The following is a 22,545-nucleotide window of genomic DNA, read 5'->3' as shown; positions in this document are numbered from 1 at the left end:
GAATCGAGATCATGTTCGGCAGGTTGAAGGATTGGAGAAGGGTCGCGACCCGGTACGACAGGTGCCCAAAGGTCTTCTTGTCCGCAATCGCTCTCGCTGCGACCATCATCTATTGGTTATGAGTCCACACCCTAGGGAGTATTGCTGCGAATACCTTTGCCGGGCAATGGATAACGGGATCCAGTTCGCGGAGGAAATCCGGAACCGGAGCACCAACGATACCCGCAGAGGGGGCAGGCCCAAGATGTGCGCGGAAGCGATCAAACCGGTCGGCAAACGCGATTTCCTTTTTCAGCCAATGTCTTTCAGTCTTCCGGTAGGCGGCGGCGGTCACCGGGCCGCTACCCATCCTTTGCCCGGTTTGTAACGCGCGCTGACGTGCCCGTCCTTCAAAGCAAAAAGATGCATCCACCGATTTTCAAAAAGCGCACGAACATCGTCATGAGCATCTAGAACTGTCTGAATGGCCTCTTCCGGTGCCTCGACCAGGACCGATAGCCGAAGCGGGTCGTGTATCGACCGGACGCTATCATAGAGTGCTTGCCGCGGCAGACCCGGCCGCAGAATACCACCGTTCCCCTCCACGACACCGATGCCGCTTGTCACATTATGGATCAGTTTATTGCCTGCTCCAAAGAGATCGGGCGCAACCGTAGAGCCGTAATACTGCAGACTGATCCAGCTTGCCACGACGGCAGGCGCGGTCAGGATAAGCGTCAGGGTCTCAAAATCGGCATCGGTGGTCCAGTCATAGCTGTGCAAGAAGCACCGCCCGTCGAGCCGCTCTTTGGCGACTTGCGTCCGGGGCGCTGCAATGAACGCGGCACAGCCCGCCAGCCCCCATTCCGGTCTCACCTCCGCCCAGTCCAGCGCGCGCCGGTCGACCGTATCGGGCCGTGCGCCGGGCAGGCGTTTGGCGCGCCCCGCCGCCACCTCGCGGCCCGCCCGGGACAGCAATTCGCGCGCCTTGGCCAAGGTCCCTTCATGGGCTTTCCCGAGTCCGTCCGGATATAGCGCGACACGGTCAGTGGTGGTGTCGTGTAGCCCAGCCACGAAAACAGTGTCCGCGGGGACCTCGATTCCATGCCCCTGCAGGCCGGCGCGGGTTTCGGTGTCGTTCAAAAGCGCAGCCAGAAGGCGTGCCGACACATCCCCTGCCTGCCCGCCACAGGCGCCACACTGATAGGCACTCTCATGCGGATTGTTGGTCGTCGATGCCCCGTGACCCAACAGCAGCACCATTGGTGCATGGCCTTGCGTCAGGCTCATCGCGGTCAGAACCTTCGCAGCCAGACCGGCTTTCTCCTCGGCCGACATCTCGACCTCAAAACGGGGGGCCGGCGCAGCGGTTGCCGCCTTGTGCCCCAACCCGAGGGCATCCCGAACCAGCTTGGCGCCGTAGACTGGCCCTGCAGCCTCAACAAAGGCGAAAGAGGACACCGCGGCCTGCCGAAACCGCGCCCAGGCACGCATGGTTCTGGACTGGATGCGCACCCGCTGCTCTTGTACTGGTGCCAGATGGCTCGATGTTTGCTGGGTCGGTTGCAAAAGCACCGGCAGATGAAGGGCGACCTCCTCGGTGCCGTGGCTCCGGTGTGCCACCGGCAGGCCAAAGAACCCGGCAAAGCCGATCGTCTCGATGTCTGGATCAATGTCTTCCAGCGCACGGCGCAGTGGCCCCGCGCGCACATCAATGCAGCAGGCCACCTGAAACTTTGGACGTTTCTGTTTGCGCGCAGGGATTTCGAGATCTATCGCCATGCACCTTTGAAACCCGCGCTCGCGCGCCTCTTGCAGTATGACGTCCACGACGCAGTCCTGATCAGGCGTGATTAGCATTTCGTGAGATGCCACAACTTTCGACCACGCGTCCGCGAGTTCAGGCACGTGGCGTAACAGTGCTTCTTCCCAGAGCATCCTGATCGCCAGAAGATCGCACAGCGTGCGATCTGTCTGTCCGTCCAGTTCGGCGGTCCATAGCAACCAGCGTGCGTGCTGCGCCCAGCCGCCGAGGTCTGTATAGTACCGGTGAAACACAGTTTCCGCAGCGGCTTCGTTCAGCGTCAGCGTCTCTGTCGCGCGCAGGATGGCGCGCTCTGATGTGTCCGGCGCTTCTGCCACATGGGCGCAGAACCCGCGCAACCCGCTGATCTCCGGCGTCAGGTCATTTGTGGCCCACTCCCTCCAGGACGCAAATGCGCCGCGCCCCGGTGCAGGTGTCCACAATGCCTGCCCCCGGTCAAAGTTCCCGGCGGCCCACAGCCCCACGCTGCGCCTGATCACAGCAGTCCAATCCGTGCCAGTGGCCTGTGTCGCAAGATCAGCAATCGTCGGCAGCGGCTCCGTTGGTTTCCCGGGCAGCCGCGCCTGCGCCTTGAGGTCTGCAAGGTCCACGGGCTTCAGCGACGAAGTACAATCGTCCAGTGCGTCTGCCAGGTCCTCATCCGTGATCTCGCCGTCGTCGATCAGCTGCCTGTAAGTTTCCCGCGGCAATGTCAGCCGCGCGCCCGCCACTCTTGCCAGCCGCGCGGAGGCGTGGGCAAGATCCTCGCCGGCCTGACCCAGAAACGGGTTGACCGCGACAGTCGCGTCCAGTGGAAAGGCGGGCGGCACGTGGCGCGCGGCAGCTTCGGCAGCTTGCAGCAGACCATTGGCCCGCTCAGGTTCGATTTGAGTGTGCTTGAGGAACATCGGTTTCTTCCTTGTATCAAGTCGTTTTCTGCGCGCGCAGCCCGCCGATCAGCCGGTCGAGGAGCGTATTCAGGTAAAGCCCGTTAGCGATATGCACCCGCAGCCCGGCCATCGAAGGGTGATGCGCCCAGAGTGGGAACAGGGATTGCGCGAATGCCACCAGTCCGAAGGACACCAAGGCGAGCACGATCATGGCCCACTCCAGCGCTCCGGGAGCGGGCGGCGCGGGCAGTTGCGCGCCCCAAAGACCACCTGCGATCAGTTGGAATGTGAAATACCCCAGCGCGGTGGCTACGGAGGCCAACGTCGTTCGCTGGGTCAGCGCTGCCGGGGCGGCATCCGCCAATCCCTGTGCGACCAGGTAGGCCACGCCGAAGACCAGGATCACGCCAAGTGCCAGCGCCTGTTCTGATTTCGGACCGATCAGTGCAATGAACCCACTTGCCACAATGGCGTAGAGAACGAGCGCAATCGCAAAGGCCCGCGCCACTGCCTTCAGGTCGGGCACGGCCACGGGGCCTGGTTTGCGCACGGCCGCGACCAATTGCACGGCAGAGCCTGAACTCAGGAAAGCATGGGCCTTGTAGAGCGAGTGCGCCACAATATGCAGCAGCGCGAGCGTCCAGAGCCCCAGGCCACATTGCAACAGCATGAATCCCATCTGACTGATCGTGGACCAGGCAAGTGCCGTCTTGACCGCACTTTGGGTCAGCATAACCACCGCACCGAACAGGGCGGTGAGACCGCCGATCATCACGAGTGCGGCCATGCTTCCGGGGCTGGCCTGTACGACCTCAGCCATGCGGATCAGGACGATGCCACCGGAATTGATGATCCCCGCATGCAGCAGAGCAGATACCGGCGTCGGCGCCTCCATCACCTCGGTCAGCCACCCATGCATTGGGAACGTGGCCGTCTTCAGTACTGCGGCGAGGATCAACAGAGCCAAGCCGGTCTTGCCCGCAAAGGACAGCCCGTCATGCGCGCTTGCCGTGATGTCCGTAAAGTTCAGGCTCCCTTGGTCCAGCCAGAAAACGCAGGCCGCTCCGATCAACGCCGCATCGCCCAGGCCCCAGACCAATGTGAATTTGTTTGCTGCCCGTCTGGCTTCCGGGCGGTTTCCATAGAACAGCAGCAGTGCCCGAAGGCTTAGTCCGATCAAACCGAAAGCAGTTACAAGCACGGCAAAGCTGCCTGCCAGCGCCAGAAGCAGCACCGCCGCCAGCGTGACCAGCATCAGACCGTGAAACGCCGCTTCGCGCGGTTCGCCGTCCAGGTAAGGTCGCGCGTACCGCATCACCACCCAGCCGATGAACGCAACCAGAAGCATCATGGTCGCGCTGACTGAATCGAGCCGCAGCGCAAGCCATGTGGCAAAGGGGGCCTCCAGCGTAACGGGGCCCCGGTCCAAAAGCATCAAAACTGCCGCGACGGCGAACAGCACCGCAACAAGCGCGGCGCCTTCTGACAGATGACTGCGCCGTTGCGGCCAACCGCCCGGACGCAGGGCATAGACACCGGCCGCAGTCATAAGCGCCAGTGGAGCAAGAAGAAGGATCGTCAGAACAGGCAACATCGCGCAACTCCGTTTCGGGTCAGGTCTCCCGAGCCGGAATAGCGGCGCTGATTAAATAAAAAAAATACTAATAATATTCAGAATCGTTCTATAAAATAGAACTATGTCGAGTCTCAACCTGCACCATTTGCGCCTCTTTCGCGCTGTCGCCCACGACGGAACGCTGACCGGCGCGGCGCGCACTTTGAACCTGTCGCAATCGGCCCTGTCCACACAGATCAAGACGCTCGAGGTGTCTCTCGGGCACGATCTTTTTGAACGCCGTGGTCGCAGATTGCTGCTGACGGAGGCGGGCCGGATCGCGCTCGACCATGCGGAGGCTATATTTCGGACGGCCGAAGATCTCAGCGCCACGTTGCGTGAAAGCGGTGGCGGAAGACGGGCGTTGCGGGTCGGGGCTCTTGCCACCCTGTCGCGGAACTTTCAGATGCAGCTTTTGCGCCCCTTTATCGGCCGCCGTGACGTAGAGGTTGTGCTGCGCTCGGGGCGCCAGACTGACCTCTTGCGCGGTCTTGAAGGCATGGCGCTCGATATGGTCCTGACCAACCTCGCCCCCGCCCGCGATGCCGCCAGCCGGTACATTGTGCAGCGGCTCTCGGAACAACCCGTCAGCCTGATCGGCACAGCAGACCGCGTGGGTCGGCCCCCGCGCGCGTTGGCCGACCTCTTGGCGTCCGAGCCTCTGATCCTGCCGACGCCCGAAACCGCCATTCGCACAGCGTTCGACGGGTTGCTGTCGCGACTTGGCGTGTCGCCACAGGTCGCGGCAGAGGCTGACGATATGGCGATGCTGCGTCTGCTGACACGAGAGGATGCTGGCCTCGCCGTGATCCCGCCAATTGTTGTACAGGACGAGTTGGCGGATGGTCTGCTGACCGAGGCCGCGCAACTGGACGGTATCGTCGAGGCCTTCTTTGTCGTGACGCTTGACCGGCGGTTTCCCAATCCACTTGTTGCGGAACTGCTGGGGTGAGGCATCTCACTCCGGCTTGATAGTCCGCAAGATATCGGGACCCCTAAGGTGCGCACATCTACGGCAACGACGTGGAGTCCGACGTCTTCCTTGGCGTCATTGGGATCGCGTTTTGGTCTGTTTTCTCCGTACCTTGCACTTTAACCTGCCAATCCTGCGTGCGTGACTTGCCATGGTTGTCGCGGGCGGCAGCATGGGTTTTAACGTCTCAATCGACGCCCTGTGAGGCAATAGAAATCGGCGAAAACAGCGCGTACACGGACCTGGATCGGTCTATGGTGCGCAGCAGACAGTTACTCAATTCGGTGCGGAGAAAATATGACCACATACATGACGTGGGACGCCCTGCTAAACGCGCAACGGCTGGGTGATGACGACTACATTCCCCGCCGGAGTCGCTCGATCTTTCTTCAAGATCACGACCGCATCGTGTTCTCCGCCCCGTTCCGTCGGTTGGCGAACAAAACACAGGTTCAGCCGCTCTATGCCCACGATCACGTGCATCATCGACTGATCCATTCAATCGAGGTTGGCAGCGTAGGTCGATCACTCGCTATGAGAGTAAGCGACTGGCTCGAAGAAACCGGTCACGTGACCGGTGCCCAGGCGCAAGATCTGCCAGACATCGTTCAGGCCGCTTGTGTTGCGCATGACATAGGCAATCCGCCCTTCGGACATTCCGGTGAGGAGTCCATGGGCGCCTGGTTTGCGGAGGTCTTCGCCAGAGAGCGTGGCCTCTGCGCGGACCTCCCAAAAGAGCTTCGGCACCAATTCACCGCGTTCGAGGGCAACGCACAGGGGTTTCGCATTCTGACGCGGCTGGAAATGTACCGCAACGACGGTGGAATGCGTTTGTCGAAGGCGGTCCTCGGAGCCTTTACCAAATACCCGGTCACGGCAGCGGACCAAAAGGCGCTTCTCGGCAGCAAAAATTACGTTGGCCTGAAAAAGTTCGGTATTTTCAACAATGAGTTGGCAATATTCTCCAACGTGGCGGAGGGGCTTGGTCTGTCGCAGATCGGGGCGGATTCCGCACCGGCTTGGGCCCGCCACCCCTTGGTGTTTCTGGTCGAGGCCGCCGACGACATCACGTACAATATCGTAGATCTGGAAGATGCCTTCACCACGGGTGAACTGCCGTTCCAGACTGTCCGTGATCTATTGGCCGATGTGATCGGCGCGCATGTGCAACAGCGCGCGGACATGACAGAAGAAGAACAGATCGCCTATCTGCGCGCCCGCGCCATAGGGGCAGCAATCGACGCCTGCGCCGCAGCATTTCAAAACAATTACGCCGACATCATGTCAGGCAGATTTTCGGACGATCTGGTCGGCGCAAGCCGTTTGAGCGAGGTATTTGCCGGGATCAAACGTACGGCGCGAGAGCGGATCTTTACGGCCACGCGCAAGACCGAGCTGGAGATTTCTGGTCGTCGTATCATAGCAAATGTCATGTCCGGCATTCTTCCGGTGTACGAGGATCTTGCGTCTTCGAATTGGAACACAGAACATCTGTCAGAGCACTCGAACCACCTTGTGCGGGCTTTGAAATTGGACCTGCGCGACGTGACCGATCCCGAAAGCGCCTTGCACGCTTTGGCTGATTTCACTTCTGGCATGACAGATCGATATGCGCTGAGGATGTCGCGAATGCTATCCGGAACGTAACCGTCCCATAGCTGAAACATCCGGTTCTGCCGGTGATTTTCATCTGGCGATGTGTCTGCCCACATGCGACACCTTTGATATGAAACGCATCGTCGCCTCTCTTGTTGCTCTCAGTCTCGCCACGCCCTTGGCCGCGCGCGAGGTGACGGTCTTTGCCGCGGCCTCCCTTCGCACAGCCTTGGACGAGGTCATCGCGGCCTACGAACGAGAGACCGCCGACGAGGTCGTGGTCAGCTACGCCGGATCGTCGGCGCTGGCGCGACAGATCCAGCAGGGGGCTCCGGCGGATGTATTCCTGTCGGCAAACGTGGGCTGGATGGACAGTCTGGAGGACGCGGGACTGCTGGCCGAGGGCACGCGCACCGATTTGCTGGGCAATGCGTTGGTCCTGGTCTCTGGCACGCCCGGTGACCCTGTAATTCTCGGACCGGAAACGGATCTGGTGGGACTCTTGGACGGCGGCAAACTGGCCATGGCGCTGGTGGATGCAGTGCCCGCCGGCATCTATGGCAAAGCAGCGTTGGAGCATCTGACGCTGTGGGACAGCGTCGCGCCGCAGGTTGCGCAGACTGATAATGTGCGGGCGGCACTGGCTTTGGTCGCGCTGGGCGCCGCACCGTTTGGGATCGTGTACGCCACCGATGCGCAGGCAGAACCGAGGGTCTATGCACGCGCCAGTTTTCCGTCCGACAGCCATCCCCCCATCATCTACCCGATGGCCGCACTGGATGGACAAGCACAGGAGGCCTTGCCTTTCGTGTCATTTCTGAAAACGCCTGAAGCCAAAACCCTTTTCGAATCCAATGGCTTCCGTGTTCTGGATGACTGACTGATGAGCTGGCTCGGGCCGCAGGAATGGGCCGCCGTAGCCCTGTCGTTAAAGGTGTCGTTCTGGGCCATGCTGTCCTCGCTGCCATTTGGGATGCTCTGCGCCTACGCCTTGGCCCGTTGGCGGTTTCCCGGGCGACAGGTCCTGAACGGTCTGGTGCATTTGCCCCTGATCCTGCCGCCGGTTGTAACAGGCTATCTGTTGTTGATGACCTTCAGTCCGCGGGCTCCGGTGGGGCAACTGCTCGACACCATTGGCCTGCCGCTGGCGTTCCGTTGGACCGGCGCGGCCTTGGCTGCGGCTATCATGGGCTTCCCTTTGATGGTGCGGGCCATGCGTCTGTCCATTGAGGCGGTTGACCCCAAACTTGAAGAAGCCGCAGCCACGCTTGGGGCGTCCCGCGCTTGGGTCTTTTGCACCATCACCCTCCCTTTGATCCTGCCGGGCGTTCTGACCGGCGCGATTCTTGCGTTTGCCAAGGCGATGGGAGAATTCGGGGCCACGATCACCTTCGTTTCCAACATTCCGGGCCAAACACAAACGCTGCCGTCCGCGATCTACGCGTTTCTGCAGGTGCCGGGTGGCGAATCCTCTGCGCTGCGGCTGGTCGTTGTGTCCGTGGTGGTGGCCATGACGGCGCTGATGCTGTCTGAATGGGTGTCGCGCAAGATTGCCGCGCGGGTTGGCGCGTGATGCTGGAGATCGCGCTGTCTCACCGTTTTGGCGACTTTGCGCTGGACGTCGAGCTGCATTTACCACCCGGCCTGACAGTGCTTTTTGGCCGTTCCGGCTCCGGGAAAAGCAGCGTGATCAAGGCGGTCGCGGGCCTGTTACGTCCAGACAAGGGGCGGATCGTTCTCCAGGACCGCGTGCTGGGGGACACCGACCGCAACATCTGGCTGCCGCCTCACAAACGCGGGCTTGGAGTTATATTTCAGGAAGGTCGTCTGTTTCCACATCTGACAGTGCGTCAAAATTTACTTTACGGGCAAAGGCGCGGAGGCACAGGCGAGCTGTCCGATGTGGTGGACATGCTGGGCATAGGTGATCTTATACACCGCCGGCCCGCAGGCCTATCTGGCGGTGAACAGCAGCGCGTGGCCATCGGTCGGGCGCTTTTGGCGAATCCTGGCGTGATCCTTGCCGACGAACCGCTTGCCGCGCTGGACGAGGCGCGAAAGGGCGACATTCTTCCGTATTTCGAAATGCTCAGGGATCGGGACATCCCGATCCTTTACGTCACCCATTCGCCGGCAGAGGTCGCCCGTCTTGCAACGCAAGTCGTCGTTCTCGACGAGGGGCGCGTGCTGCGTCAAGGCACGGCGCGCGACGTTTTGGGCGACCCTGCTCTGGTGCCAGCAGGCATCCGCGGCGTCGGTGCCGTGCTCGAAGCGCGGGTTGCCCGCCATCACGATGACGGACTGACTGAACTGGATGCCAGTGGCGTGCCGTTGTTTCTGCCGCGCGTCTCCTCGTCAGTCGGTGACGTCGTGCGCATTCGTATCGCGGCGCAGGAGGTCATTCTGTCTCGGTCGCGTCCCGAAGGTTTGTCCGCGCTGAATATCCTTCCGGGTCATGTGGATAGCATCCGCTCAGGGGATGGCCCCGGCGCGCTGGTGGCCTTGCGCACGCCCGCCGGTCGGGTGCTCGCCCGGGTCACGCAACGCTCTGCCCAGGCGCTTGGATTGACGGAGGGCGTATCGTGCCATGCGGTGGTCAAGACTGTGGCCATTGCGCCGGAGGACATCGGCCGGGGTTGAACCCCGTCGCGCTCCCCCTAACTGGCGCATGATGAAACGCGCATTGATCATAGGGTCGTCCGGCGGCATTGGCGCAGCCTTGGCGCAGGCGCTTGAGGCCCGAGATATAGAGACCGTAGGCCTGTCACGCTCCGTTGACGGGCTGGACATCACCTCCGAGGACAGCGTGGCCGAGGCATTGGGTCATCTGGAGGGGACATTTGACCTGATCTTTGTCGCCACAGGTGCGCTGCGGATCAACGGCGCAGCGCCGGAAAAATCGTTGGACGCTGTGGATGCACGGGCCTTGGCTGACCAATATGCGGTCAACGCGATCGGACCGCTCCTGATCCTGAAACACGCCCGCCGCCTGCTGCCACGACACGATCCATCGGTCTTTGCGGTTCTGTCAGCGCGGGTCGGCTCTATCGGCGACAACCGGTTGGGCGGCTGGTACGGATATCGGGCAGCAAAGGCGGGCGTGAACCAATTTATTCACGGGGCGTCGGTAGAATTAGGGCGTAAATACAAAGGCCTATGCTGCATCTGCCTGCACCCCGGCACGGTGGAAACGGACTTCACCAAGGGCTATCAGGACCGCCATGCAACGGTCACACCCGACGTCGCGGCGGAACGCCTGTTGGATGTGATCGGCGGCCTGACGTCACGGGACAGTGGTCGCTTCCTCGATTACGCGGGAAAGGACATTCCGTGGTGAACCTTGTCCTCGTCCTTGGGGACCAGCTGTCCGACCGCGTGGCGGCGTTGAAAGCCGCTGATAAATCGCGGGATGTGGTGGTGATGGCCGAGGTCGCGGATGAGACGACCTATGTTGGCCACCACCCCAAGAAGATCGCGCTGATCTTCGCAGCGATGCGCAAATTCGCGACGCGCTTGAGGGATGACGGTTGGCAGGTCGCCTATACTGAACTCGACGACACCGACAATTCCGGCAGCATCTGTGGAGAGTTGCTGCGTCGTGCAGAGCAGTTCAGCGCCAGCGATGTCATCGCCACCGAACCCGGCGAATGGCGGTTGATCGACGCTTTGAACCACTGTCCGCTCAAGGTGCAGCAGGTGGAGGATGATCGTTTCATCGCCACGCACCGGGATTTCAATGAGTGGGCCACGGGTCGCAAAGCCCTGCGTATGGAGTATTTTTACCGCGACATGCGGCGCAAGACCGATTTGATGATGGACGGTGATCAGCCCGCTGGCGATCAGTGGAACTACGATCACGACAACCGCAAACCGGCCTCTGGCGAGGTGGATACAGCCCCGATGCAATTCACGCCGGATGAGACGGTTGAGGAGGTCTTGGATCTGGTCGAGGCGAGGTTCGGTGAAAATTTCGGAGAACTTCGACCTTTCACCCTCGCCACGGATCAGGCGCAAGCCCGCCGTGCGCTTGCGCATTTCGTCAAATCCGCGCTGCCGAAATTCGGTGACTATCAGGATGCGATGATGGAGGGGGAGGCCTTTCTCTGGCACGCGCATCTGTCTGCTTACATCAACATCGGCCTGCTTGATCCGCTGGAAGTCTGCCAAGCGGTCGAGCAGGCTTGGAAAAATGGGGACGCGCCGATCAACGCCGCCGAAGGATTCATCCGCCAGATCATCGGCTGGCGGGAGTATGTGCGTGGCATCTATTTCCACGAGGGGCCGGATTACACCCAGCGCAATGGTCTGCGGCATTCCCGGGACCTGCCGTGGTTTTACTGGGGCGGCGAGACGCGGATGCGCTGCGTGGGCCAAGCGGTCGATCAGACCCGCACCGAAGGGTATGCCCATCACATTCAGCGCCTCATGGTCACGGGCAATTTCGCCCTGTTGGCCGGGATTGACCCGCATCAGGTGCATGAATGGTATCTGAGCGTCTACATTGATGCCTTCGAGTGGGTGGAAGCGCCCAACACCATCGGCATGAGCCAGTTCGCGGACGGCGGCGTGATCGCGTCAAAGCCCTATGTCTCGTCCGGAAACTACATCAAGAAGATGTCGGATCACTGCGGCAAGTGCAGTTACAACGTCAATGCGAAGGATGGAGAGGACGACGCCTGCCCCTTCAACCTGCTATATTGGCATTTCCTCGATCGGCACCGCGACCGGTTCTCGGACAATGGCCGCATGGGGAACATGTACCGCACGTGGGACCGTATGGCAGAGGATAAGCGCGGTCGAATATTGGACCGCGCCAACGCATTCCTGAAAAGCATGGACAACGGCCAAACGGTCTAACAGATTGCCGACCCGTCTAGGGCAATGCAGCTCAGATCAGTGGGCAACGCCTTGGACCATCAATCGACCCGTTACTGATCCGTCGGAACCTCGGGCGCCTCATCCGGGGCAGGGGTCGTCGTCGAGTTTCGGGTCAGCGCGCCGCCGATCCACTCCCCCGTGGCCTGTTCCCCAGAGGCGTAGCGCATGGTGCCTTCGCCCTGTCGCTTGCCGTCGACAAAGTCGCCCTCGTAGACATCGCCATTGGCGTAGGTTGCCACGCCCTTGCCGTTGATCTCGCCGTTGGACCAGCCGCCTTCGTAGCGGAAGCCCGATGGCATGACGATTGTGCCTTGCCCATGACGCAGCCCATCGCGGAACTGCCCCTCGTACACCGTCCCGTCGGGGTAGGTTGCCGTGCCGGTGCCGTGGCGTTCACCGTCCTGCCATGCGCCTTCGTAACGGTAGCCGTCCGGGTATGTCATAACGCCCTGGCCTTCATTGCGCGCGTTGATGAAATCGCCCTCGTAAACCAGGCCATTGGGGTAGGTCGCGCGGCCCTGACCGTCGATCACACCATCGATCCAGGTGCCCTCGTACGTCGCGCCATCAGGATAGGTGATCTTGCCCGTGCCGTTCGCCAGGTCGCCCTGGAATTCACCCTCGTAGACTGATCCATCAGGATAGGTGACTTTACCCTGACCTTCGATCTGACCGGACACCCAGTCGCCGGTGTATTGATAGCCGTCCTGCCCGCTAAAGGTGCCAACGCCGTGCCGCTGGTCGTTGTTGAACGCGCCCTCGTAGGTGTCGCCGTTCTTGTAGGTGACTTTGCCCAGACCCTCGCGGCGGCCATCGACCAGATCGCCCTCGTAAATATCGCCGTTGGGTTGGGTCAGCTTGCCGCGTCCGTCGATCTGACCGTCGCGCCATGTGCCCTCGTAGACTAGCCCGTCGGTCATGGTGAGCTTGCCCATGCCGTCGCGCTCGCCATTGGCCACGCGCCCCTCGTAGACCGAACCATCGGGGTAGTTGATGTCGGCATTGCCTTCTTTCACACCGTTCACCCACTGGCCGTCATAGACGTAGCCGTTGGGCGCGGTCATCACGCCCTTGCCGTGGTGCAGCGCGTTGCGGAAGGACCCCTCGTAGCGCACGCCATTGGCATAGGTCGCGACACCTTGTCCGGTGATCTTTCCGTCCAGCCAAGACCCTTCGTAGGTGCCACCGTCGGCAAAGGTGATGCGGCCCGCGCCCTCCGGCTTTCCCTTGGCAAAGGTGCCTTGGTACACTGATCCGTTCGGAAAGCGTGCCACGCCTTGGCCGCGGATCTCGCCCTCAACCCATGCGCCATCGTATTCGTAGCCATTGGGCAGGCGGTAAGTGCCCTGGCCGTGCTGCAACCCGTCCTGAAAGGTGCCTTCGTAGACGCCGCCGTCGTCATATTCCTTGGTCACGACATCGCCGTCCTGCGCAAACGCCACAGGTGTTGTGGCGAGCGTCGCGATCAGGGTGAGAATGGCCTTGGTCTTCATGAGCTGCCGCCCTCCCAGCGGGTGTTCCGGTAGGGAATTGGTAAAGGAGGGGGCGACACGGGGCAACGCCGTTTTGGCCATGACTTTGCGGGCGGCTTTCATCCGCCCTCTGGTCTGCTATGTGGAGGGCAAAGTTGAAAGGACGCGCGATGACCGATCGTTTCCGCCTGACCATGGCGCAGCTGAACCCCACTGTGGGTGATCTCAGGGGCAACGCTGAAAAAGCGCGTGCCGCCTGGGCGCAGGGGCGCGAGGCCGGGGCCGACCTTGTGGCGCTGCCAGAGATGTTCATCACGGGCTACCAGACGCAGGATCTGGTGATGAAGCCCGCCTTCATCAACGACGCGGTTGCGACGATCGAGGCACTGGCGCGCGACTGTGCCGACGGCCCTGCGCTGGCCATCGGCGGTCCATGTCCCGAAGGAACGAAGCTGCACAATTCCTACTACGTGCTGCAGGATGGCAAGGTTGCCTCCATCACTCACAAGTTTTTCCTGCCCAATTTCAACGTCTTCGACGAGGTGCGCCTGTTTTCCCGCGATCAGATGCAAGGGCCGGTCTCGGTCAACGGTGTCCGTCTCGGGATGCCGATCTGCGAAGATGCCTGGTATCCGGACGTGGTCGAGGCGATGGAGGAATCGGGTGCGGAGATCCTGGTGGTGCCCAATGGCTCCCCCTATTTCCGCAATAAGTACGAAACCCGCCTGAACAAGATGGTCGCCCGGGTGATCGAAAGCAGCTTGCCGTTGGCCTACCTCAACATGGTGGGTGGGCAGGACGATCAGGTGTTCGACGGTGGTTCCTTTGTCCTGAACGCCCACGGCGCGCCGGCGGTGCAGTTCCCCGTTTTCGACGAAGTGGTTGAAACAGTGGAATTTACCCGAGGCGACAACGGCTGGGTTGCAGAGCCGGGCCGCTTTGACAAACACCCCGACGCTTGGGAGCAGGATTACCGCGTCATGGTCGAATCCTTGCGCGATTATTGCGGCAAGACCGGATTTGGCAAGGTGCTGCTGGGCATGTCGGGCGGCATCGACTCCGCCTTGGTGGCAACGATTGCCACTGATGCGCTGGGCGCGGACAACGTGCGCTGCGTCATGCTGCCCTCGGAATACACGTCGGATCATTCGCTGGAAGATGCCAAAGGCTGCGCCGAGGCGCTGGGGGTCCGCTATGATTTCGTGCCGATCACCGAAGGACGCGATGCGATTACCAACACGCTTGCCCCACTGTTCGAGGGCACGCAGCCCGATCTTGCGGAGGAGAATATCCAAAGCCGCCTGCGGGGGCTGCTGCTCATGGCGCTGTCGAACAAGTTTGGGGAAATGCTGCTGACCACCGGCAACAAATCCGAGGTCGCAGTGGGTTATGCCACGATCTACGGTGATATGGCAGGCGGCTATAATCCGATCAAGGATCTCTACAAAACCCGTGTGTTCGAGACGTGCCGCTGGCGAAACGCCAATCACCGCGCATGGATGAATGCCCCCGAGGGTGAGGTCATTCCCGACCGGATCATCACCAAACCGCCTAGCGCCGAATTGCGTGAAGACCAGAAGGACAGCGACTCGCTGCCCGACTACCCTGTGCTTGATGCGATTCTCGATATTCTTGTGGATCAGGACGGCTCTGTCGCGGATTGCGTAGATGCCGGATACTCGCGTGAAGATGCGCAGCGAGTGCAGCACCTGCTCTACATCAGCGAATACAAGAGATACCAATCCGCACCCGGTGCCCGCCTGACGCCGCGCGCCTTCTGGCTGGATCGCCGTTATCCCATTGTAAACCGTTGGCGCGACGAAGGCTGAACGCAAAGAAAAAGGGGCCATAAAGGCCCCTTCCTCTATCAAACTAGAACTGAATTAGTTCCAAGGCGCTTCGTCAACGCTCTCACGCTGTTCCAGCTGCTCTTCGTTCAGACGCGTCACGATGGCGTAGGTCTTGTCGTCGACCGGAACCAGTTTGACGTCGTTCATTTCCAGCATCACGTGCTTGTCACCGATGTCGAGGAAACCGCCGACCTCAGCCACAACGCCAATCATCTGACCGTTGGAGTCGAGCACGATGTCTTCGATCTCGCCGATCTCGTTCCAGTCAGCGCCGACTTTGTCGTAAGTCATGTCCCATGCGGAGCCTTCGTCGTTGGCTTCGTTCATGGTGTAGATGTTGCCGCCGGTGATATCGCGGGTACGGATCAGCTTGGCGTCAGACTCCATGTCGTCGTTCATCGCAGTATCGGTCGTCTCCACCCCGTTGGTCTCCATCTGAGTGGATTCCATCTTCGTGGTGTCCTTGGCCATCGCGTCGTCTGCGGAGTGGCTCTCGGCGAATGCGCCGGTTGCGGCTACGGACAGTGCGAGTGCGGATGCATAAAAGGTTTTCATGGTGTGCTCCCTAGTTGGTTTCTGGGTATCTAACGGGGGAGAGCGGCAAGTCGTTCCAGTTTGTTTCGACTGAATATTTTTTAATCGTTCTGGAACTTTTCCCGTATTGAGGGTGTGGAATGTGTTAACCGCGTCCTATTCCCACCACGGGTCAATGGCGGCGATATCGCCGTCTGACCAACCAAAGTGATGCGCGATTTCATGCACCACCACATGCGTCACCAGATCCTGCAGGTCCACATCGCCGCGGGTCTTCCATTCATGCAGGATAGGCTGTCGAAACAGCCAGACCGTATCGGGGAAGGGCGCCGGGTCGGACACGGATTTGAACGGCAGCGGTACACCGTCGTAAAGCCCGGTCAGCTCCAGCGGGTCATCGATCTGCATTTCATCGAGGATATGTTGACGCGGCCAATCTTCCACGCGCAGCAATATTTGCGCAGCAGGGGCACGAAAGGGATCTGGCAAATCGGCCAGCGCGGTTTCGGCCATGGCGCGAAAGGCATCGGGATCTGTGCGTGTCATAGGGTTCAGATATGCGGGCGGGACGCCAAGCGAAAGCATCTCTTGGTGAAATACCCAGATCAGCCCAGGGGATAAGATCCCAGCAATTCATGCACTGCTCCGTCGCTGTTCAGATGCGACTGAAAGAGTGCAAAGTTTGTGCAAACCGCCGTTGGCATCCGTGCTCCGGCCAGCGCGGCCAGCGCGCCAGAGGCATTGGCCCCCCCCTTGAGCCGCGCCAGCGTGACGTGGGGCCGAAAGCGCCGCCGCTCCAGCGTCAGACCCGCGCCGCGCAGGCGTGAGCGGACCCGATCATACAGCTCCATCAAGGGCGCGTCGCCGTCGACCTCCAAGCCAACGACCTGCCCGTCACGTCCGCCCAACAGTGCGGCACCGCTCAATGTCAGGGGGATTTGCGGCGCGCGCAGCGTTTCCAGCCCTTCATGCAGCGCTTGCGCGATTTGCTCGGGTTGGTCGCCAAGAAAGGCCAGTGTCAGGTGCAGGTTTTCTTCCGGCACAGGTCGACCTATCGGCAGCTGGGCCTGTAGATCAGTCAGGGCGGCACGGGTTTCCGGCGGAAGGGTCAGGGCAATGAACAAGCGCATTCCGCGACACTGCCACGGAAGGACCGACCAGCGCCAGAGCCGGAGGGCTTTCCTTGGGGTCTCAGCAGGTTAACACACCGTTTACAGTTTGAGCAGAGTCGTGCGTGGCAGCATCTCGGCGTAATCCTCCGGGCGGCAAAGCTGCGTGCCCGGACTGATGACGGCAGCCGCCGCCGCAGCGGCCCCCCTGCGCAGGGCCTCGGGCGGGGCCTCTCCTGTTGCGATGGCCAGAGTGAACCCACCGACAAAGCTGTCCCCCGCGCCGATGGCAGAGACCACACGGTCGTTGGCGGCGGAGGTGTGCCATTGGCCATCCGGTGTCGCCATGACCGAGCCATCCGCCCCGCGCGCGATAATCACCAGCTCTCCCGCGCCGCGTTGGCGCAGAGTCTCGGCGAAGGCGGCGCTGTCGACGCGGGTCTCCAGCGGCAGCCCGGACAGGTCGCGCGCCTCGTGGCTGTCCATCCGCAAAACGTAAGGTGCGGGCGGTACGCCTTGCGCTTGCAGATCCAGATGAGGCCCGGACGTGTCGATAATCACTCGCCGTGGTGCCAGGCGCGTGCAGGCCCGGGGCAGGAAGCCCGGCTCCGCCCCCGGCGGCATCGACCCGGAAAACACGATCAAAGCATCCTCCGGCGCCTGCGCCACGATCTGATCCAGCACGCTGTCCAATTGCGCCTCGGTCCAGATGGGGCCGTTCAGAACGAACCGATACTGGTCCCCGCTGGCCGCGTCGGTGACGGCAAAGCTGTGGCGGGTCTCTCCCGGGGCACCAACGCGCAAGGGGTCCAGCCCGTAGTCCACCAACAGCGCCGCCAAAGCGTCGCCTGTCGGTCCACCCAGGGCCACCAAAGGTCGCGCGACGCCGCCAAGTTGCGTAATGGCCCGCGCCACATTCACCCCGCCGCCGCCGGGCTCGGCGCTTTCAGGCCCGCAGCGCAGCTTTCGATTGGGCGACACCTGCGCCGTCGACGTCGCAAGGTCGAGAGCCGGGTTCAACGTGACAGTGAGAATTTGTGACATGTGCGGTCCTCTGCTCAGGTCTTGCCGCGACTTTGGCACAAGCGCCCCTGAGGACAAGTCGGATTTGCCCAGCCTGACGCGCGTCAGCCTAGACAATTCTGGCGCAATGTGAAAACAGCGCTTTCTGTCAGGAGGCCCCATATCATGACCGTAACCCGCTTTGCCCCGTCGCCCACCGGCTGGATTCACGTCGGTAACCTGCGCGCCGCGCTGTTCAACTACCTCATCGCCAAAAAGGCGGGGGGCACGTTCATCCTGCGCATCGACGACACCGACCCTGAGCGGTCGAAAGAAGAATACGTCGACGGTATCAAGCGTGACCTCGAGTGGTTGGGCATTCATTGGGACAAGGTGGAGCGCCAGTCCGAGCGGCTCGACCGCTACGTCGAAGCAGCGGACAAGCTGCGCGAGATGGGCCGCTTTTACGAAGCATGGGAAACGCCGACAGAGCTGGACCTGAAGCGCAAGAAGCAGCTCAACATGGGCAAGCCGCCGGTCTACGACCGTGCCGCGCTGAGCCTGTCGGACGAGGAAAAGGCGACCCTTCGCGCAGAGCGGGGCGCCGGGGTCTGGCGCTTCAAGCTGGCGCACGAACGGATTGAATGGAACGACGGCATTCTGGGCGACGTGTCTATCGACGCGGCCTCGGTGTCGGACCCTGTGTTGATCCGTGCGGACGGTCAGTTCCTTTATACTCTGGCTTCTGTCGTGGACGACACGGATATGGGCATCACCCATGTGGTGCGCGGCAACGACCACGTGACCAACACGGCAACCCAGATCCAGATGATCGAGGCGCTGGGCTTTGCACCGCCAGAGTTTGCGCACTTCTCGCTGCTCACCGGCCCGCAAGGCGAGGCGCTGTCCAAGCGTCTTGGCACGCTGGCCCTGAAGGATCTGCGCGAAAACGGCGTGGAGCCGGAGGCGCTGATCTCGCTCATGGCCCGTCTGGGGTCCTCGCAGCCGGTGGAGCTGCGGATGAGCATGGACGAGGTGGCCGAGGGCTGGGAGCTGTCGCAGTTCGGCTCCGCCCCGACCAAGTTCGACGCCGAGGATCTCTATCCGCTGACCGCCCGCAAGCTGCACGATCTGCCGTTCACGGAAGTGCAGGACGAGGTCGTGGCGCTGGGCGTTCCAGCGGACAAGGCAGAGCTGTTCTGGTCCGTGGTGCGCGACAACCTGACCACGCGCAAGGACATGGGCCCGTGGTGGGCGCTGTTCCGCGACGGCGCAGAGCCGATGGTGGCAAACGAAGACCGCGATTTCATCGCCGAAGCCATGCCGCTTCTTGGCGAGCCGCCCTATGATGCGACCACCTGGAAGTCATTCACTGACGCGGCAAAGGAAAAAACCGGTCGCAAAGGCAAAGGCCTGTTCATGCCGCTGCGCAAGGCAATCACCGGGATGGAGCGTGGTCCGGACATGGCTGCCGTTCTGCAGCTGCTGCAAAAGCGCCCCGGCTGAGGTGCTTTTGGCGTAGCTCGATCGCGTATTTGAAAAGCAAAAAAAGGGGGCGTTCCAGGGGAGCGCCCCTCGTCGTTTCAGGTGGTCAGGATGCGGCTGCGGCGGTCGATCAGTCCTTGATCCACGATGGCACGCGCCTCTTGGTTCAGGGCGGTGGTGCGTGGATAGCGCGGGCGGTCACGGTCGTTGAGGATCGGGGCGCTCCATCCTTCGGTGGTGGCGAAGAAGTCCTTCGCCCCCTGCGGCCCGTGGATGTCCAGAAAGCCTGCAATCACCGTATCGAGATAGCTGAGCAGCACCGGGTGATCCTCGTTCGAGGGCAGGTGGGTTTCCGGCGGCACCGCGTACAGCGCGATGATCTCGGCTGGACTGTCATGGGTGATGGCTCCGCTTTGCTCGTGACGATCATAGCCACTTTCGCGCAGATCCAGTGCCGCCCAGGCGCGATCTTCCGCACCGCCCTTGCCGGTGCCAGGCACAGGGGCGATAGCGCCGTCGGTGTAGCTTGCCGGGTCCGCTATGGCGCTGAGAAAGCAAAGCTCATGGTCGGGGACGGCGACCCAGGCGCGGCGCCAGCCGTGGGCACGTGCAGGGTAAAGCGGTGCGTGATCGTGGGTGCCCGCGTTGACCAGCGACCCATAGCCGAAGAAATACATATGCTGCATGGCGTTGTCGTAAAGCGCCCAATTGATGCATGTCAAACACATGGTTGCAAAAACCTGAGACAAACCATGAGCCAGGATTTGCAGAGAGCTGTGTTATGCGAGTGACCAAGAGAACGAATATTGCCATGCGGGTGCTTATGTATTGTGCCGCCCACACAGACCGGCTTGTGACCAAGCACGAGATCGCCGGCGTGTGCAATGTGTCAGAGAACCATCTGGCGCAGGTTATCAACCAGTTGGCGCAACTTGGGTTTTTGCATACCCAAAGGGGGCGGAACGGCGGTTTGGAACTGGCCCGTCCGGCATCGGAAATCGTCATCGGAGAGGTCTTTCGCCATCTGGAACAGCCGGTGCCGCTTGCCGAGTGTTTTGCCGACGTGGACAACACCTGCCCGCTGACGGAGGCCTGTCGCCTGCGCGATTTGCTGACAAATGCGGCAAACTCTTTCTATGCAACGCTGGATCCGGTGACGCTGGACGCCTTGATCTGTGACAACGGTGAACTTTTGCAGATCATCTCGCCGCAAGCCATTTGCAAGACGGCGACACCTTCGGAAGTCTCGGTTGACAGACAGGCGTCGCCCCCTCTTGCCAATGTGACGCTTCTGGACTAGCGTCCGGCCAAATCTCGATGGGAGAACTGTTCCGCCCGATTTGGCGGCACAGTGCCGAAGGCGCAACCGCCCCGGAAACGCTCAGGCCCACGGACCGTCGAGGGGTACAGACTCTGGAGAGTGGCGCACCAGCGCCCGCCGAAGGGATAACGATCTCAGGCAGGCCATAGGCCGACAGACAGAGGGGGCAGAATGGGCATCGCGGTGCCCGGACTGTCCGGGTGCATGGGTCCCGGCGAACGAACGGGGGCCTTATGGCGCAGGACGATACCAACACTGATTTGCAAGAGACCGCTCTGAACGGTCTGCACCGGGCGCTGGGCGCAAAGATGGTGCCCTTCGCAGGCTACGACATGCCCGTGCAATATGGCCTTGGCGTCATGAAAGAGCACCTGCACACGCGTGCGCACGCCGGTCTTTTCGACGTGTCGCATATGGGGCAGGTTGTGTTGCGCGGTGACGGTCTGGATGACGCGTTGGAGCATCTCGTTCCCGTTGACGTGGCCGGGCTGCCTGTGGATCGGCAACGCTACGGTTTCCTCATGAACGCCGAGGGCGGGATCGAGGATGACCTGATGATCGCCCGTTGCGCGGATCATCTTTTCATTGTGGTTAACGCGGCCTGCAAGTCAGCGGATATCGCTTTGCTGCGCGCTGCTTTGGAACCGAAGGACATCACGGTTGAGGTGCTTGACCGCGCTTTGATCGCCTTGCAGGGGCCGTCAGCCGAGGACGTGCTGGCGGAATTGGCCCCCGAGGTGCGGGCCATGCGTTTCATGGATGTGGCCACAGTGACACTGGATGGGGCGGAAGCATGGGTTTCCCGCTCCGGCTACACCGGCGAGGACGGCTATGAAATCTCCGTGCCCAACGCGGCGGCGGACGCCTTGGCCAAACGTCTTCTTTCCGATGATCGGGTCGAAGCCATCGGCCTTGGCGCGCGCGATTCGCTGCGCCTTGAGGCCGGTCTGTGCCTCTACGGGTCTGATATCGACAGCACCACCAGCCCGGTTGAGGCGGGTCTGACATGGGCCATGGGCAAGCGTCGGCGGGCCGACGGCGGTTTCATCGGCGCGGATATTGTCCAGGCCCAACTGGCCGATGGCGTTGCCCGCAAACGTGTCGGACTGCGCCCCGAAGGGCGAGCGCCCATGCGTGCCGGCGTTTTGCTGTTTGACGCCGCCGAGGGAGGCGCGCAGGTTGGCGAAGTGACGTCTGGCGGGTTTGGCCCGACGGTCGGTGGCCCGGTGGCGATGGGCTATGTGGCGGTGGAAAGCGCGGCCACGGACACACGGCTATGGGGCGAAGTGCGCGGCAAGCGGATGGCGGTCGACGTCGTCTCGCTGCCCTTTGTTCCCAATGGATTCAAAAGGTAAGCCGACAGGAGACAGGCATGAAGTTTACCGAGGAACATGAGTGGTTGATGATAGACGGCGACCTCGTCGTTGTGGGCATCACGGCGCACGCAGCGGAACAGTTGGGCGACGTTGTGTTCGTCGAACTGCCGGATCCGGGCGGCGAGGTGTCCAAGGATGACGAGGTCGTGGTGATCGAGTCGGTCAAGGCGGCGTCAGATATCCTTGCGCCATTGGACGGCGAGATTGTGGAGGTCAACGAGGCCCTCGTCGCTGACCCGGGCAAAGTAAACGAAGACCCTGAAGGGGACGCCTGGTTCTTCAAGATGAAGATCGAGGACATGTCCGAGCTGGATGAGTTGATGGATGAAGCGGCGTACAAAAAGTTCATCTCCTGAACCTGTTGCCCTGGGCAAACCCGAGATGGCGCTGTGGCGTCGTCTCGGAGCGGAGCTGTCGGATGGCGTCTTTGACCGGTTCGACAGCTTCGAGGCCGCGCTCGGCGCCGCGCTGGATGTGTTTACCGCCGAGGAGCGTGCCGCCTTGCGAGGCATCATCACCGGTTTGGCCGCTGACGGCGACGCGCGTGATGCTTGGGCGGCCTCCGGCGCTGAAATTGGGTTCGGCGGACCGCGCGACGCACGCATGGCGCTGTTGATGCTGCTCGAAGCGGCGAAAGCAAAAGCCTGACACTGGCGCCCGC

22 protein-coding genes and 1 riboswitch are annotated in these 22,545 nt (G+C 61.6%); of the genes, 14 read left to right on the top strand and 8 right to left on the bottom strand.

Translation table 11 applies throughout. The annotated features are described in order from the left end of the window. A partial coding sequence (locus tag J4E08_RS19525) for a transposase (protein WP_502949301.1) occupies positions 1-122 on the top strand: 122 nt, incomplete at its 5' end. Positions 123-330: 208 nt separating this feature from the next. Here J4E08_RS19525 and J4E08_RS19520 read toward each other — a convergent pair. Together J4E08_RS19520 and J4E08_RS19515 are read right to left on the bottom strand one after the other, a co-directional pair. Beyond that, positions 331-2,691, bottom strand: a complete 2,361-nt coding sequence (locus tag J4E08_RS19520) for a YbcC family protein (RefSeq protein WP_349539905.1) — start codon at positions 2,689-2,691, stop codon at positions 331-333. A 16-nt stretch (positions 2,692-2,707) separates the two neighbouring features. Beyond that, positions 2,708-4,267 carry a proton-conducting transporter transmembrane domain-containing protein gene (locus J4E08_RS19515; RefSeq protein ID WP_349539904.1) on the bottom strand — a complete coding sequence of 520 codons (1,560 nt, stop codon included), beginning with the start codon at positions 4,265-4,267 and terminating at the stop codon, positions 2,708-2,710. A gap of 103 nt (positions 4,268-4,370) precedes the next feature. Here J4E08_RS19515 and J4E08_RS19510 point away from each other — a divergent pair, with 103 nt between their 5' ends. The 7 genes from J4E08_RS19510 to J4E08_RS19480 all read left to right on the top strand — a co-directional run bounded on the left by J4E08_RS19510 (position 4,371) and on the right by J4E08_RS19480 (position 11,714). Next, a complete protein-coding gene (locus J4E08_RS19510; RefSeq protein WP_183969143.1) occupies positions 4,371-5,240 on the top strand; it encodes a LysR family transcriptional regulator in 870 nt (289 codons plus the stop codon). Positions 5,241-5,558: 318 nt separating this feature from the next. Further along, positions 5,559-6,908, top strand: coding sequence for a dGTP triphosphohydrolase (gene dgt, locus J4E08_RS19505; protein ID WP_349539903.1), 1,350 nt, complete (start codon positions 5,559-5,561; stop codon positions 6,906-6,908). Positions 6,909-6,987: 79 nt separating this feature from the next. After that, complete coding sequence (gene modA / locus J4E08_RS19500; RefSeq protein ID WP_349539902.1) at positions 6,988-7,737, top strand: molybdate ABC transporter substrate-binding protein; 750 nt, start codon at positions 6,988-6,990, stop codon at positions 7,735-7,737. Between the two features lie 3 nt (positions 7,738-7,740). Next, on the top strand, positions 7,741-8,430 hold the full coding sequence (gene modB / locus J4E08_RS19495; protein ID WP_349539901.1) for a molybdate ABC transporter permease subunit: 690 nt from the start codon (positions 7,741-7,743) through the stop codon (positions 8,428-8,430). Continuing rightward, complete coding sequence (modC, locus tag J4E08_RS19490) at positions 8,430-9,497, top strand: molybdenum ABC transporter ATP-binding protein (protein ID WP_349539900.1); 1,068 nt, start codon at positions 8,430-8,432, stop codon at positions 9,495-9,497. Before modB ends, modC begins: the two co-directional genes overlap by 1 nt. A 31-nt stretch (positions 9,498-9,528) precedes the next feature. Further along, a complete protein-coding gene (locus tag J4E08_RS19485; RefSeq protein ID WP_349539899.1) occupies positions 9,529-10,194 on the top strand; it encodes an SDR family NAD(P)-dependent oxidoreductase in 666 nt (221 codons plus the stop codon). Then, positions 10,188-11,714, top strand: coding sequence for a cryptochrome/photolyase family protein (locus tag J4E08_RS19480; RefSeq protein ID WP_349539898.1), 1,527 nt, complete (start codon positions 10,188-10,190; stop codon positions 11,712-11,714). Before J4E08_RS19485 ends, J4E08_RS19480 begins: the two co-directional genes overlap by 7 nt. A 71-nt stretch (positions 11,715-11,785) precedes the next feature. Here J4E08_RS19480 and J4E08_RS19475 read toward each other — a convergent pair whose 3' ends face one another. Beyond that, the gene (locus J4E08_RS19475; RefSeq protein WP_349539907.1) at positions 11,786-13,228 is read right to left on the bottom strand and encodes an MORN repeat-containing protein; all 1,443 of its coding nucleotides are present in this window, start codon (positions 13,226-13,228) and stop codon (positions 11,786-11,788) included. Between the two features lie 149 nt (positions 13,229-13,377). Between J4E08_RS19475 and J4E08_RS19470 the strand changes: the two genes are divergently transcribed. Next, the gene (locus J4E08_RS19470) at positions 13,378-15,036 is read left to right on the top strand and encodes an NAD+ synthase (protein WP_349539897.1); all 1,659 of its coding nucleotides are present in this window, start codon (positions 13,378-13,380) and stop codon (positions 15,034-15,036) included. A 54-nt stretch (positions 15,037-15,090) separates the two neighbouring features. Here the strand turns inward: J4E08_RS19470 and J4E08_RS19465 are convergent, their stop codons facing one another. The 4 genes from J4E08_RS19465 to J4E08_RS19450 all read right to left on the bottom strand — a co-directional run bounded on the left by J4E08_RS19465 (position 15,091) and on the right by J4E08_RS19450 (position 17,744). After that, positions 15,091-15,612: a PRC-barrel domain-containing protein gene (locus J4E08_RS19465; RefSeq protein WP_349539896.1), complete on the bottom strand. Its 522-nt coding sequence runs from the start codon at positions 15,610-15,612 to the stop codon at positions 15,091-15,093. Between the two features lie 135 nt (positions 15,613-15,747). Beyond that, on the bottom strand, positions 15,748-16,137 hold the full coding sequence (locus J4E08_RS19460) for a metallopeptidase family protein (protein WP_349539895.1): 390 nt from the start codon (positions 16,135-16,137) through the stop codon (positions 15,748-15,750). Positions 16,138-16,196: 59 nt separating this feature from the next. Further along, on the bottom strand, positions 16,197-16,721 hold the full coding sequence (thpR, locus tag J4E08_RS19455) for an RNA 2',3'-cyclic phosphodiesterase (RefSeq protein WP_183969127.1): 525 nt from the start codon (positions 16,719-16,721) through the stop codon (positions 16,197-16,199). A gap of 81 nt (positions 16,722-16,802) precedes the next feature. Then, the gene (locus J4E08_RS19450; RefSeq protein WP_349539894.1) at positions 16,803-17,744 is read right to left on the bottom strand and encodes a 1-phosphofructokinase family hexose kinase; all 942 of its coding nucleotides are present in this window, start codon (positions 17,742-17,744) and stop codon (positions 16,803-16,805) included. 144 nt (positions 17,745-17,888) lie between these two features. On the opposite strand from J4E08_RS19450, the gene gltX reads away from it, so the two are divergent. Continuing rightward, a complete protein-coding gene (gene gltX, locus J4E08_RS19445; RefSeq protein WP_349539893.1) occupies positions 17,889-19,208 on the top strand; it encodes a glutamate--tRNA ligase in 1,320 nt (439 codons plus the stop codon). 77 nt (positions 19,209-19,285) lie between these two features. Here gltX and J4E08_RS19440 read toward each other — a convergent pair whose 3' ends face one another. Further along, the gene (locus J4E08_RS19440) at positions 19,286-19,873 is read right to left on the bottom strand and encodes a gamma-glutamylcyclotransferase family protein (RefSeq protein WP_349539892.1); all 588 of its coding nucleotides are present in this window, start codon (positions 19,871-19,873) and stop codon (positions 19,286-19,288) included. Positions 19,874-19,968: 95 nt separating this feature from the next. On the opposite strand from J4E08_RS19440, the gene J4E08_RS19435 reads away from it, so the two are divergent. From J4E08_RS19435 to J4E08_RS19420, 4 genes are all read left to right on the top strand, one after another. Continuing rightward, a complete protein-coding gene (locus J4E08_RS19435) occupies positions 19,969-20,487 on the top strand; it encodes an RrF2 family transcriptional regulator (RefSeq protein WP_349539891.1) in 519 nt (172 codons plus the stop codon). Between the two features lie 8 nt (positions 20,488-20,495). Then, a riboswitch (glycine riboswitch) is annotated at positions 20,496-20,594 on the top strand. Positions 20,595-20,741: 147 nt separating this feature from the next. Further along, positions 20,742-21,863 (top strand): glycine cleavage system aminomethyltransferase GcvT, encoded by a 1,122-nt coding sequence (gene gcvT / locus J4E08_RS19430; RefSeq protein ID WP_349539890.1) that lies wholly within the window; start codon positions 20,742-20,744, stop codon positions 21,861-21,863. 17 nt (positions 21,864-21,880) lie between these two features. Next, positions 21,881-22,240, top strand: coding sequence for a glycine cleavage system protein GcvH (gene gcvH, locus J4E08_RS19425; RefSeq protein WP_183969119.1), 360 nt, complete (start codon positions 21,881-21,883; stop codon positions 22,238-22,240). Further along, positions 22,209-22,532 carry a hypothetical protein gene (locus J4E08_RS19420; protein ID WP_349539908.1) on the top strand — a complete coding sequence of 108 codons (324 nt, stop codon included), beginning with the start codon at positions 22,209-22,211 and terminating at the stop codon, positions 22,530-22,532. The genes gcvH and J4E08_RS19420 overlap by 32 nt, the downstream gene beginning before the upstream one ends. Positions 22,533-22,545: the final 13 nt, after the last annotated feature.

Origin of the sequence: Sagittula sp. NFXS13, from assembly GCF_040148795.1 — a bacterium.
Taxonomy (GTDB): domain Bacteria; phylum Pseudomonadota; class Alphaproteobacteria; order Rhodobacterales; family Rhodobacteraceae; genus Sagittula; species Sagittula marina.
This window is presented reverse-complemented; position numbering and strand designations above follow the sequence as displayed.

What these genes read in the sequence shown, in the direction of transcription:
- J4E08_RS19520 (WP_349539905.1), bottom strand. Translation starts at nt 2,691, where the DNA reads ATGTTCCTCAAGCACACTCAAATCGAACCTGAGCGGGCCAATGGTCTG.
- J4E08_RS19515 (WP_349539904.1), bottom strand. Translation starts at nt 4,267, where the DNA reads ATGTTGCCTGTTCTGACGATCCTTCTTCTTGCTCCACTGGCGCTTATG.
- J4E08_RS19510 (WP_183969143.1), top strand. Translation starts at nt 4,371, where the DNA reads ATGTCGAGTCTCAACCTGCACCATTTGCGCCTCTTTCGCGCTGTCGCC.
- dgt (WP_349539903.1), top strand. Translation starts at nt 5,559, where the DNA reads ATGACCACATACATGACGTGGGACGCCCTGCTAAACGCGCAACGGCTG.
- modA (WP_349539902.1), top strand. Translation starts at nt 6,988, where the DNA reads ATGAAACGCATCGTCGCCTCTCTTGTTGCTCTCAGTCTCGCCACGCCC.
- modB (WP_349539901.1), top strand. Translation starts at nt 7,741, where the DNA reads ATGAGCTGGCTCGGGCCGCAGGAATGGGCCGCCGTAGCCCTGTCGTTA.
- modC (WP_349539900.1), top strand. Translation starts at nt 8,430, where the DNA reads ATGCTGGAGATCGCGCTGTCTCACCGTTTTGGCGACTTTGCGCTGGAC.
- J4E08_RS19485 (WP_349539899.1), top strand. Translation starts at nt 9,529, where the DNA reads ATGAAACGCGCATTGATCATAGGGTCGTCCGGCGGCATTGGCGCAGCC.
- J4E08_RS19475 (WP_349539907.1), bottom strand. Translation starts at nt 13,228, where the DNA reads ATGAAGACCAAGGCCATTCTCACCCTGATCGCGACGCTCGCCACAACA.
- J4E08_RS19470 (WP_349539897.1), top strand. Translation starts at nt 13,378, where the DNA reads ATGACCGATCGTTTCCGCCTGACCATGGCGCAGCTGAACCCCACTGTG.
- J4E08_RS19465 (WP_349539896.1), bottom strand. Translation starts at nt 15,612, where the DNA reads ATGAAAACCTTTTATGCATCCGCACTCGCACTGTCCGTAGCCGCAACC.
- J4E08_RS19460 (WP_349539895.1), bottom strand. Translation starts at nt 16,137, where the DNA reads ATGACACGCACAGATCCCGATGCCTTTCGCGCCATGGCCGAAACCGCG.
- thpR (WP_183969127.1), bottom strand. Translation starts at nt 16,721, where the DNA reads ATGCGCTTGTTCATTGCCCTGACCCTTCCGCCGGAAACCCGTGCCGCC.
- J4E08_RS19450 (WP_349539894.1), bottom strand. Translation starts at nt 17,744, where the DNA reads ATGTCACAAATTCTCACTGTCACGTTGAACCCGGCTCTCGACCTTGCG.
- gltX (WP_349539893.1), top strand. Translation starts at nt 17,889, where the DNA reads ATGACCGTAACCCGCTTTGCCCCGTCGCCCACCGGCTGGATTCACGTC.
- J4E08_RS19440 (WP_349539892.1), bottom strand. Translation starts at nt 19,873, where the DNA reads ATGCAGCATATGTATTTCTTCGGCTATGGGTCGCTGGTCAACGCGGGC.
- J4E08_RS19435 (WP_349539891.1), top strand. Translation starts at nt 19,969, where the DNA reads ATGCGAGTGACCAAGAGAACGAATATTGCCATGCGGGTGCTTATGTAT.
- gcvT (WP_349539890.1), top strand. Translation starts at nt 20,742, where the DNA reads ATGGCGCAGGACGATACCAACACTGATTTGCAAGAGACCGCTCTGAAC.
- gcvH (WP_183969119.1), top strand. Translation starts at nt 21,881, where the DNA reads ATGAAGTTTACCGAGGAACATGAGTGGTTGATGATAGACGGCGACCTC.
- J4E08_RS19420 (WP_349539908.1), top strand. Translation starts at nt 22,209, where the DNA reads ATGAAGCGGCGTACAAAAAGTTCATCTCCTGAACCTGTTGCCCTGGGC.